Raw genomic sequence first — 9,122 nt, forward strand, 5'->3', positions numbered from 1 at the left:
CTCTGACTCCCGGATTAACTCACCCGCCCGGGTCGCCTCGGCACGACCCTTTTCGCTTAATCGCACATCGACCCATCCGGTGAAAAGGTTCTTTTCATTCCAGTCGGATTGGCCGTGTCGAAGAAGTATCAGAGTCCCAGGCATACCCCCAGCTTAATCGCGCCGCGAGTGAGCACTCAGCAAAACGTCATGCAGCAGAGGCCGCGTGGCCCGGGGCGTTGTTCACTCCCGGAGCGCTAACCGCCGGAGCGCTTTTGTCGAATCGCTTCGCGCCTGGTCGCACCGGCGTCTTGCGGGACCAAGACGTCCTGAGTCGAGGCGATAGGGCCGTCGGGGCCCGCCACCTGAAGCTCGGCGTCGGTGTCTGTCACCCGTTTCACGAGCGCTAGCGCCAGTGGGCCCCATTCGAAGTGTCGAACGGCGCGGGTGATGTGACCGACCTTTTTATCGCCGAGGGTCACGTCGCTTCCTGGCTCGGGCAATTCCCCACCAGAGCCGTCCAGGTGTAGTAACACCACTCGGCGGGGTGGGTGGCCCAGGTTGTGGACTTTCGCCACGGTCTCTTGACCCCGGTAACAGCCCTTTTCGAGGTGGATGGCCGTTCGAATCCAGTCGACCTCGTGGGGAAGAAGTTTCTCATCGACTTCCCCGTGCAGGGTCGGCCTCGCCGAGCGCACCAACAGGGCGTCGAGGGCCGCACTGCCCGCCCATTCGGGGTAGGACTCGGGTGCGAGCAGCTCGCGGGGGTGCAGCCAGTAGACAAGCGAGAGGCCTTCTCCCGGGTGTGGCTCTGGTCCGTAGCCCACGGCACCCGGTTGAATATTCGGCCACGGATCGTGCCACAGCACCGGTGACGACCCCGCTGAATTGATCGGTGACGACGCCGGAGTGGGGTGCTGGCCGATCGCGGCCAGCACGCTCCACTGCGCGCTCACGACCTCAATCTCGACCTGCATCCGAAAGCGCATTTTCAGCAACCAGGCGACGAGTGCCTCCGAGGTGCCCGGTTCCACCAGCAACCACAGCGCACTGCCGTCATCGACGGCCAAGAAACGATGCTCGACGTGACCGTTTGGGTCCAAAATCAGCGACTCGACCGTGTGGGCGGGCGGGAGACCCAAGAAATCTTGGGAACTAATCGAGTTCAACCAGACCAAACGGTCTGGACCGGAGAGTGTGATGACGTCGTGGTCGCCCAGGTCGACCACAGCATCGCCCGAGGCGAGCTTTTTCTGCTCGCCTAGAGGATTGCCGTAGTGGACGGCGGTGGTCTCACCGACAGCTCCTGGTCGTCCCAGTAGCGAAGAGCCCACGGTTTAGCGCTGCCCCCGAAAAAGGTTCAACAGCACCACACCCGAGACCCAGCCAATGGCTAAGACCGCGAGGCCCAGGAGGCCGAGGAAAAACAGTTCCAAGAATAAGAGGTTGTGCACCCCTTTATTCTATTGCTCCGGCTGACAATTACCCCAACACGCGAGCATCCAGCGGGCCATTGCATGACGCGGTAGGGCGTCGACCGCGACCGACGGTAATGAGGAACACTGCCCAGGCAGGAGTGCGCACGAGACGCCTGCGCCTGGGTACTAAGCGACAGCCCCGGTACACTCGAGGGATGGTTCGCCGGCGCGCGCACTGCGCGGGTGGCCATACAGGGTCCGAAAGGAAGACACAGGGTCCGCCAGGAAAGGGTCCGTCAGGAAATCGTCGAGGGTCCAGGAGGGGGTAAGCCAATGGCCAGTGTGTTGCTGCTAAGCGGTGATGACCCCTCTGCTGTGTTGCCCTCGATTGCGCTTCTTCCCCACCGGGTGAAGACCATCCCCGCCGAGCCCGCTTCGCTGGTTCGGGCACCGAGTGCCGAAGTCGTCATCGTCGACGCCCGACACGATTTGGCCCAGGCCAAAGCACTCTGTCGAATCCTGCAGACCACGGGGATGTCCTCAGCGTTGATGGTCGTCGTCACAGAGGGCGGTATGGCGGCACTGAACTCCGAATGGGGCTTTGACGATGTGCTCTTAAGCCACGCGGGCCCCGCCGAAGTAGACGCCAGGATTCGACTGGCTTTGACCCGAGAAGCCGAAAAACCCGGCTCGGAAATGATCCAATCCTCGGGAGTGGTGATCGACGAGGTGTCCTACCAAGCCAAAGTCAACGGTCGCGCGCTCGATCTGACCTTCAAAGAGTTCGAATTACTGCGGTTTTTAGTCGCCCACCCTTCCCGTGTGTTTAGCCGGGAACAGCTTCTTAGCGAAGTGTGGGGGTATGACTACTTCGGGGGTACCCGAACCGTCGATGTTCACGTCAGGCGCCTACGGGCCAAACTGGGTGACATGGAATCGCTCATTGGCACGGTGCGAAACGTCGGTTACCGCTTCGCGGTCATCGACGAACACGCCGCCGAATCCAGCGCACCGGCGACGACGGCCAAACTCGCCGCCGAGAACTAGGGCGAGACTCGTGTCGCCGCAATCGTTACCCACCGTTTACGAAGCAGTGTTTGCATGAACCCCGTGGAGAGTGTCAACCAAAGCGAGCGCGACTACGAAGTCACCACCGGCGTCGGTGGTGACTTCATTGACGACTACGACGAAGGTGCTCCGGAGGCGAATGATCTCCCGGTGGAGCGGTTTTTTGATCGGGAACTGAGCTGGTTAGCGTTTAATAAACGCGTCCTCGAGCTCGCCGAAGACCCGCAGGTCCCGTTGCTGGAGCGCGTGAAGTTCTTAGCCATTTTCGCGAGTAACTTGGACGAATTTTTCATGGTGCGCGTCGCCGGGTTGAAGCGTCGTATCGTGACCGGCATTGCGGTGCCCACCAATACGGGTCGCTCGCCCCAGCAAGTCTTAGACGACATCGCCCAGATGGCTCACGAACTACAGATTCGACACGCCAAGGCGCTGCACGAATCGGTGAAACCGGCGCTGGACGCCGAACACATCCACATCGAATCCTGGTCGGATTTGGCCGAATCCGACCGCGATGGTCTACACGAGGTCTTTAGCGAACAAATTTTCCCGGTCTTGATGCCACTGGCTGTCGACCCGGCACACCCCTTCCCCTATATTTCGGGGCTGTCGTTGAACCTGTCGGTGCGTATTAGAGACCCCCGCACCGACCGGGTCGAATTTGCCCGAGTGAAAGTCCCGCCGATTCTTCCCCGGTTTTACCCCTTAGCCGATGACGGCTCCGGTCGGGTGCGCTTTATCGCCATCGAAGACCTCATTTCCCAGCACGTCGGTGAGCTCTTTCCCGGCATGGAGGTGTTGGAACACCACGAGTTTCGGATTACCCGGAACGAAGACGTCGAAATCGATGAGGACGAGAGTGAAAACCTCATCCAAGCACTCGAGCGGGAACTTCTCCGGCGCCGCTTTGGTCCCCCCATTCGGTTGGAAATCACCGAAGACATGGATGATGTCACGCTGAAACTGCTGGTCAACGAATTGGGGATTACCGACCAGGAGGTCTATCGCCTTCCGGCACCGCTGGGGCTAAACGGCCTGTTCCAACTAGCCGATATTGACCGGCCCGATCTCAAATACTCCAAACAGGTGCCCATCACCCCCACCGATTTACTGCCCAGCGAACCCACCGACGAGCCCAATATTTTCCGCTCCATCGCCGCCGGCGACGTGATGATTCACCACCCGTATGAATCTTTTGCCACCAGTGTTCAAGCGTTTATCGAACAGGCAGCCGAAGACCCCTACGTGCTGGCCATCAAACAAACCCTCTATCGCACCAGCGGTGACAGTCCCATCATCGCCGCACTCATTCGCGCGGCCGAAGCCGGCAAATCGGTGTTGGCCCTCGTGGAAGTCAAAGCCCGCTTCGATGAAGAGGCGAACATCACCTGGGCGAAAAAGCTGGAAAAAGCAGGCGTCCACGTGGTCTATGGCCTGGTGGGGCTGAAAACCCACTGCAAGCTCGCTCTTGTCATCAGACAAGAGCGAGGCGGCGGCCTCGGCCACTACACCCACATCGGCACGGGAAACTACAACCCGAAAACCAGCCGGTTGTATGAAGATTACGGTTATTTCACCTCCGACCAGTCGGTCGGAAAGGAAGTCGCCAGACTGTTCAATGAACTCTCCGGCTACGCCATCGAGAAGAAGTTCACGCGCCTGCTCGTCGCACCGCGGTATTTGCGAAAAGGGCTTCTGAAACACATCGACGACGAAACCAAGGCGGCCCGGAAGAAAAAGCCCGCAAAGATTGTGCTGAAACTGAACTCCCTGGTCGATGAAATCATCATCGACGCGCTCTATCGGGCGAGCCAAGCGGGTGTGGAGATCGATATTTGGGTGCGCGGCATTTGTGCGCTGATTCCCGGCCTGCCCGGAGTCAGTGACACCATTCGGGTGCGAAGCGTCCTGGGGCGGTATTTAGAGCACTCCCGGGTCTTTTCGTTCCACCACGGCGGTGACCCGATTGTGTATATCGGCTCGGCCGACATGATGCACCGCAACCTGGACCGCCGAATCGAAGTGCTCCTTCGACTCTCCGACCCCCGACACATCGAGCGGGTGCTCCAACACATGGAGCGGGGTATGAGCGACGAGGTCGCCTCCTGGCATTTGACCAGTGCGGGGGAATGGGTTCGACACGCAGTGGCGGATAATGGTGAGCGCCTTGTCGATATTCAGAAAGAAACCATGTCCGCCATCGCTGCACGTCACAAAGCCAGTACGAGTCGCTCGGGCACGACCGGGTGAGTAAGCGCGAAAAACCCGTCGTCGCCGGCGGCGCGGTGTGTTGGAAACGAGTCGACGGCGACGTCAAAGTCCTCCTCGTCCACCGCACCCAACACAAAGACGTCTCCATCCCTAAAGGCAAACGCGACCCCGGTGAGAGCATTCCGGAGTGTGCGAAGCGCGAAATTATGGAAGAAACCGGCCTGCACGTCACCCTCGGGGCGTATCTGGGCCGCGTCGACTACAACATCCCGAGCGGTCGAGACAAACAGGTGTTTTACTGGGCCGCCGAGGTCGACCCCGGTGAGGCAGAGCGGGCGCCGTTTGAATCGAACAACGAAATCTTTGCCCTCGAGTGGGTCTCACTGGCGAAGGCACCCAAGAAACTGAGCTACCCGCACGACGCCGATATTTTGGAGAATTTCCAACACCTGGTCGACTCCGGTCTCGAGCGCACCTTTCCACTGATTTTGCTTCGACACGGAAAAGCCATGCCCCGGGAAAACTGGGATGGCCCGGACCACACCCGACCACTGCTCCAACGCGGGCTAAACCAAGCCAAACACCAAGCCGGCGGCATCGCCGCGTTTGGTCCAGAACGCCTGGTCTCCAGCCCCGCCACTCGGTGTTTGGCGACCATCGAACCGGTCGCGAAGAAAACCGGACTCGACGTGGTCACCAGAAAACGCATCAGTCAGGACGCCTGGGAGCCCAGTGCCGAGGGTCCAATCAGCATCGTGGGAAAGACGGTGTCCAAACACCGCCCGACCGTCCTCTGCTCACACGGACCGGTCCTGCCACAGATTCTCAAAGCGGCCGGGGAAGTCAGCCAAAAGGGCTCGAGTCGCCTCGTCGAACAACACCTGGGCATGAGTACCGGCGAATTTGTGGTGATCCACTTCTCCAGTGAAACCGATAAGCCCCGCATCGTGGCCGTCGAGTCCCACCACGCCCCAGAGGACTAACGGCTCCGAAGACTAACGACTCCGAGGACTAACGACTCCGAAGAGTCCGTAGCTGTCCTGAGGATTTTCTCGCCTTCGGCTGAGCGATTGTTTCGCCACCTAGAGGCGTCGATTACGGACCCTGGGACGGCCTAAAAGTAAAAGCCTGGTCGCAGAACGCCTCTCGGCGCGAGGCCGCTCGCAGCGGCAAATAATGGAGCCCGGGGTTACTGCGACCAGGCGATGCCAGCCTAACGGCCGTCGGGTTAGCGAAGCTGGCCGTTTTTTTCGCGCCTGGCGCAATCAGCCAGCTCAGTGGCGACCACTCCCCAGGAGAGGCTTCGAAGCGCCACGTCGTGTTCGCGGTCGGTATCAGATTCTGGCCAGTGCAGAAGCCCGGCCGCGATCACGCGGGCCAGTGCGGAAGCGCGCTCCAGGGCATTAGCGAGATCACCGCTAAAGCCTCCGCGCAGGACCTGGTCGATAATTTCTCCCACACCCGCGGCGGTGACCGGCTCTTCTGCCCCGACAACGACCGGGTCAATCGTCTCGAGTGCGTCGAGTCCGCGCTGAACCACTTCACCGATGACGTCTGGTCGCACGCGAACCTGTTCGCGAATGCCAAAAAGACGCCAAAGAGCGCCGGGCAGGCTGACCGGGTCAGCGCTCGACCACAGCTCCGCCAGGGTGTCGACACCTTCTTGGTCCACAAAGGTCTTCATGCGCGAGAGGGTGTCGTCTGAGTCCGTCCCGCGCTGTTCTCGAACGAGCAGTTGGGCGGTGTCGTGGGCGATGGCGAGTCGCCTCTCCGGGTGTAGTCGCCATATGGCGTCTTCTTCACTCTCGGAGGCTTCTAATCGCCACGGCGCCATCGAGACGGGCTTGTGCGGACGATTCGACATGCCTCCAGGGTAGGAGCAGATGCTGGGCATCCCACCCACCACCGGCGCGCTCCACCCGGTTGGTGGAGCCACTCAGCCCCAGGCCCTAGCGTGGCTCCATGACAATGACACGCGCACAGCGCTCCAGGTTCTGGTTTTACCTCATCGTCTCCGTCGTGGGCCTCGTCACCGCGTGGGTGTTTAATGGCCTCGCGGTGATGGCTGGTGCCACCAGCGGAGACTACCTCGATGCCTGGTTTACTAGCTCGCTCGACTGGGTCCTCTCCTTAGACCTGTTAGTCGTCGCACTCGCCGGTTCGGCGTTTATTCTCCTCGAGGGCAGAAGGCTTGGGATGCGCTACCTCTGGGCCTACATCCTCGCCTCTGGCCTCACGGCCTTCGCGTTTACTTTTCCGCTGTTTCTCGCCATGCGCGAGCGCGCACTGGCGAGAACATCAGCAGAAATCACCGAGACCGCAGCCTAACTACAGGGTCTTATTCGTAGGACACGCTTCCTGGCCCGCCCCACGAGGCGGTGCGGGCTGTCGAGGCATCGCCGGGGAAAATCATGAACCAGGTCTTCCCGGGTGCGAGAGTCACCGGTTCACCGCCAGAAGTCAGACTGATCGGTTCGGTATTAGCCCCGCCTTCCCAGTCGGCTTCGATGACTTTCCCACCGCTTGCCACCCAGGCGGATCCGCCACCGTTTGGCATGCGAGCGGTGGGCTGGCCCACGAAATCGTCGTGTTCGACACTGATGGCGACCAGGTTGGTCACCGCCAGCTGTTCACCAGATTCCACCTCAACGGGTTCTCCGTTGATGAAGTTCTTCTCGAAAAGACCGGTGCTGGCATTCCACTCCCAGACCGAGGTGACGTAGTTATTGGTGTCCGATTCGCTGAAGTAGGTGGTGAAGTTCGACACCGGCGCTCCCGCCGCCACAGAGGACTCCGCCGGATCTGACACGTAGTCGAAATACTGCTGGGGTGGCTCGAGGGTGGCGTTTGCGGCCTGGGCGTCTGCGGCAGCAAACAGCACACTCGAGGCATTTGCGTAGTCCTTGTCCACCGTGGACCACAGGTCGCGGTCTTCTTCGGTGCGGTAGTCCCAGACGTACTGTCTCACGCCGGCCGCTTCGGTGTCTTCCCAGAAGGGAACAACCAGGGCGAACATGCCCGAGGAGGCGAGAAGACCCTGAAATGGTGAGGCCATGTAGAGATCGTGTGGCCTAAAGGAGCGCACGTATCCGACCTGGTCGGGCACATCGGAGTGGTACACCGCGATGTAGCGGGTTCCGTTTTGCGGGATGAGCTGCTGGATGACGATGTCCGCGCGGTGGAGGTTCACATACGGGCGGTTTTCGTGGTCGATTTTCGCCATGACCGCGGGCCCCGTCACGGAGCCCTCCATGACTTCCTCCCCGGTCAGGGGGTGGCGGGTGGGTTCAACGTCTTCCTCGACTTGCTCTTCAGCAACAGGATCCGTTTCTTCCACGTCGGTTGGTTCGTCGGGCCGGGCACACCCCACCAACGTCAATGAGGCGACAACACTGAGAGCGATAAAACGACGCAAGGCGACGCGGTTCATGAAAAGCCCCTTCCAGGCACGAGTCAACCGTGACAGTATGCCACGCGAATGTGTCGAAGCTGTTTCACACCTCGGGTTTTACACGACCAAGGTGTGACACCCCCAAGCACGCGCTACTACACTATTGGCGGGCCTCTAGCTCAGTTGGTAGAGCATCGGACTTTTAATCCGTGGGTCGTGGGTTCGAGCCCCACGGGGCCCACTCCATGAGAGATAACGCCTGATAATGACCGGCAGCTCGAAGCCTCGAGTGCTCTTTGTGGCAGCCCACGACAGCTTGGGCGGGGCCGCCCGGGCGGTTCACCGCCTCTACGACACCATTCGTCGGGGTTTTTCCGATCGCGTCGATATTCAGCACCGGGTGGTACATAAAACCCACGACGACGACGGAATCATCGGGGGTAAACCCACTCGCTCCAGGAGGGAATATGCGGAGTACTTTCTCCGCACCCGCTTTCGTAAATATTTCCCCCGCGCACCGTTCCTGTCCGATAACACGGTGCTTCATTCCCAAGCGCTCTACCATTCCGGCCTCGGCCGAGAAATAAACGCCCTGGCGCCCGATGTGATCATGCTGGGGTGGTTGGGTAATGCCACCCTGTCGATTCCAGAAATTGGCTCCCTCAAGGCCCCCGTGGTGTGGCGCCTTTCGGATATGTGGATGTTTTCTGGCGCGGAGCACTACACCCCGCACGCGCGCTACGAACACGGGTATTCGCGATCCTCACGCCCGGACACTGAATCGGGCCCGGATATTGACCGGGAGACATTTCTGCGGAAAAAGCGCCACTGGAGAAGACCCCGCCACGTGATCTGCCCGAGTCATTGGATGGCCGAGCAGGTGCGCCGAAGCACCCTCACGAAAGACTGGCCCGTCCACGTCATTCCGAACCCCATCGATAGCGACAAATGGTCACCGACCCCCACGAGCGTCGCCCGGGGTGTCCTGGGGCTGCCCCAGGACGACCTTGTGGTGGCCTTTGGGGCCGGTGGGGGAACCAAGTACCCGCATAAAGGCG

9 protein-coding genes and 1 tRNA gene are annotated in these 9,122 nt (G+C 60.5%); 6 read left to right on the forward strand and 4 right to left on the reverse strand.

The genetic code is table 11. The features are described from left to right. Together RI518_RS07260 and RI518_RS07265 are read right to left on the reverse strand one after the other, a co-directional pair. On the reverse strand, positions 1 to 144 hold a 144-nt coding region (locus RI518_RS07260), incomplete at its 3' end, for a histidine phosphatase family protein (RefSeq protein ID WP_310689732.1). A 92-nt stretch (positions 145 to 236) separates the two neighbouring features. Further along, positions 237 to 1,313 (reverse strand): folate-binding protein, encoded by a 1,077-nt coding sequence (locus RI518_RS07265; RefSeq protein WP_310689725.1) that lies wholly within the window; start codon positions 1,311 to 1,313, stop codon positions 237 to 239. A gap of 417 nt (positions 1,314 to 1,730) precedes the next feature. Here RI518_RS07265 and RI518_RS07270 point away from each other — a divergent pair, with 417 nt between their 5' ends. From RI518_RS07270 to RI518_RS07280, 3 genes are read left to right on the forward strand one after another with little or no spacing between them, the layout of a single operon-like run. Further along, a complete protein-coding gene (locus tag RI518_RS07270; protein WP_310672393.1) occupies positions 1,731 to 2,444 on the forward strand; it encodes a response regulator transcription factor in 714 nt (237 codons plus the stop codon). Between the two features lie 54 nt (positions 2,445 to 2,498). After that, positions 2,499 to 4,712, forward strand: coding sequence for an RNA degradosome polyphosphate kinase (locus tag RI518_RS07275; protein ID WP_310689726.1), 2,214 nt, complete (start codon positions 2,499 to 2,501; stop codon positions 4,710 to 4,712). Beyond that, positions 4,709 to 5,656, forward strand: coding sequence for an NUDIX hydrolase (locus RI518_RS07280; RefSeq protein ID WP_310689727.1), 948 nt, complete (start codon positions 4,709 to 4,711; stop codon positions 5,654 to 5,656). Before RI518_RS07275 ends, RI518_RS07280 begins: the two co-directional genes overlap by 4 nt. A gap of 245 nt (positions 5,657 to 5,901) precedes the next feature. On the opposite strand, the gene RI518_RS07285 is transcribed toward RI518_RS07280, so the two are convergent. Beyond that, on the reverse strand, positions 5,902 to 6,537 hold the full coding sequence (locus RI518_RS07285; RefSeq protein WP_310689728.1) for a hypothetical protein: 636 nt from the start codon (positions 6,535 to 6,537) through the stop codon (positions 5,902 to 5,904). Between the two features lie 98 nt (positions 6,538 to 6,635). Between RI518_RS07285 and RI518_RS07290 the strand changes: the two genes are divergently transcribed. Next, on the forward strand, positions 6,636 to 7,001 hold the full coding sequence (locus tag RI518_RS07290) for a DUF2834 domain-containing protein (RefSeq protein ID WP_310689729.1): 366 nt from the start codon (positions 6,636 to 6,638) through the stop codon (positions 6,999 to 7,001). Positions 7,002 to 7,011: 10 nt separating this feature from the next. Here the strand turns inward: RI518_RS07290 and RI518_RS07295 are convergent, their stop codons facing one another. Then, positions 7,012 to 8,103, reverse strand: a complete 1,092-nt coding sequence (locus RI518_RS07295; RefSeq protein WP_310689730.1) for a DUF3048 C-terminal domain-containing protein — start codon at positions 8,101 to 8,103, stop codon at positions 7,012 to 7,014. A gap of 129 nt (positions 8,104 to 8,232) precedes the next feature. Between RI518_RS07295 and RI518_RS07300 the strand changes: the two genes are divergently transcribed. Then, positions 8,233 to 8,305 (forward strand) — tRNA-Lys (locus RI518_RS07300). Between the two features lie 24 nt (positions 8,306 to 8,329). Continuing rightward, positions 8,330 to 9,122, forward strand: a 793-nt coding sequence (locus RI518_RS07305; protein WP_310689731.1) for a glycosyltransferase, incomplete at its 3' end; no start/stop codon positions are given.

Origin of the sequence: Pontimonas sp. (assembly GCF_031581085.1) — a bacterium.
In the GTDB taxonomy this organism is placed as follows: domain Bacteria; phylum Actinomycetota; class Actinomycetes; order Actinomycetales; family Microbacteriaceae; genus Pontimonas.

Excerpts from the sequence above, each read along its gene's own strand:
- RI518_RS07270 (WP_310672393.1), top strand. The coding sequence starts at position 1,731 with ATGGCCAGTGTGTTGCTGCTAAGCGGTGATGACCCCTCTGCTGTGTTG.
- RI518_RS07290 (WP_310689729.1), top strand. The coding sequence starts at position 6,636 with ATGACAATGACACGCGCACAGCGCTCCAGGTTCTGGTTTTACCTCATC.
- RI518_RS07285 (WP_310689728.1), bottom strand. The coding sequence starts at position 6,537 with ATGTCGAATCGTCCGCACAAGCCCGTCTCGATGGCGCCGTGGCGATTA.
- RI518_RS07295 (WP_310689730.1), bottom strand. The coding sequence starts at position 8,103 with ATGAACCGCGTCGCCTTGCGTCGTTTTATCGCTCTCAGTGTTGTCGCC.
- RI518_RS07275 (WP_310689726.1), top strand. The coding sequence starts at position 2,499 with ATGAACCCCGTGGAGAGTGTCAACCAAAGCGAGCGCGACTACGAAGTC.